Below are 1,314 nucleotides of genomic sequence, written 5' to 3' on the forward strand. Positions count from 1 at the left end.
ACATATGCGCAGGCACCCCGGCGTGAAATCACACCGTGTGCCGTTCTCGACAGGGTTCTTAAGCCCCGGCGCTGCCGTTTTTGCAGCACGCCGAAGCGCCTAGCACAGCGACGAGGACCAACCAAGCGGCACCCCGTTCGCCGGAGTAGCGCCGGGGATTTACTGCCGGGTTACCCGCTCGACTTGCCGGGCAGGAGGCAAGCACGCGTTCGCACATCTCGGCATCAGACGGGGCTTCATCGCCATAGCATGACGCTGGGTGTTCCTCGGCCGTCAAGGATCAGCGGTCCCCCCGATTTTGCCGCCGCTCCGCTGCGCTACCCGGCAACAAAATCGGTTCCCCCGCTGCCCGCTTCGCGGCGGCCATGCCGTCCCTGACCGCCTCAACACCGCGTCCCGCTGAGCCCATCCTCATCGATGAGAGATGGGGAGCACGGCATCATTCTGATGGAGGCTCTTATGGACAACCTTTCCGACGATCTCCGGGCGCTGTTCAACGCTCCGATCTGCCCGTACTGCGCGACGCTCTACGATCCTGAGCAATATGACGAGGTCGATGAATGCGCCCGCTGTTCGAACTGCTGCAGGGCATACCAGGTCGCGGCCGAACACCGCCCACCACAGCCGCACATTCCGCAAGATGACCCGCTGTCGGCAGCCGCCCAATCAGATAGTCTGGCCCAGTTTCGGGACGAGGCGGGCCGCGTTTCGAAAGCCATGATGCGCCAGACCGCCGGAGGAAGCTACCAAATGTACGAACGCTGGTTCACAGAAGCGCTCGGGCCTGCCATCGACAAGCTCGATCCGGTGCTCCGGCCCCAGGCAATCACGATCGCCAGCGAGCTTGGCTATATCGCCGATACCGAGGTCATGGCGGCCGGCTTCGGTCCAGGCCTATGCTCGATCAGCGGCATCGATGAGCATTTTTGCCATTGCGGCCGGCATCCCTGACGACATCGGGGCCGGGTATCCGCTCGGCCCCTTCTTCTCATCCATCGCCGAACTCGTTCCGGCTCGCTCGCGTGCCGCGCGGACCCGTCGGTCCGCACGCCGCTACGCCTTGCCGCAGCGTCCCGACGAGGGGAAACATCTCTCACAGACTTCCCATTATGTCGGACGGCCGAGACCGCCTCAAGGACGGTGGGGCCCCACCATTTTCTTCGGCGGATCGAGCGCGGCGCTTCTCCTTCGGCGTTGGCGGCCGCCGAAGAAAATCGTGACCCCCACCGCCGCTCACGCGGTCGCTTCGCGATCCTTGACCCGGCCTCGGCCGCCCGACGCGCCGCTCCTGTCATTCAAGACCGACAGGAGCCT

1 protein-coding gene is annotated in these 1,314 nt (G+C 64.7%); it reads left to right on the forward strand.

The features are described from left to right. Positions 1–459: 459 nt before the first annotated feature. Positions 460–951 carry a hypothetical protein gene (locus B5X82_RS26130; protein ID WP_020818469.1) on the forward strand — a complete coding sequence of 164 codons (492 nt, stop codon included), beginning with the start codon at positions 460–462 and terminating at the stop codon, positions 949–951. Positions 952–1,314: the final 363 nt, after the last annotated feature.

Origin of the sequence: Rhizorhabdus histidinilytica (assembly GCF_900167915.1) — a bacterium.
GTDB lineage: Bacteria > Pseudomonadota > Alphaproteobacteria > Sphingomonadales > Sphingomonadaceae > Rhizorhabdus > Rhizorhabdus histidinilytica.

Bases quoted from the DNA above. Each gene is read 5' to 3' on its own strand.
- B5X82_RS26130 (WP_020818469.1), top strand. From the start codon at position 460: ATGGACAACCTTTCCGACGATCTCCGGGCGCTGTTCAACGCTCCGATC.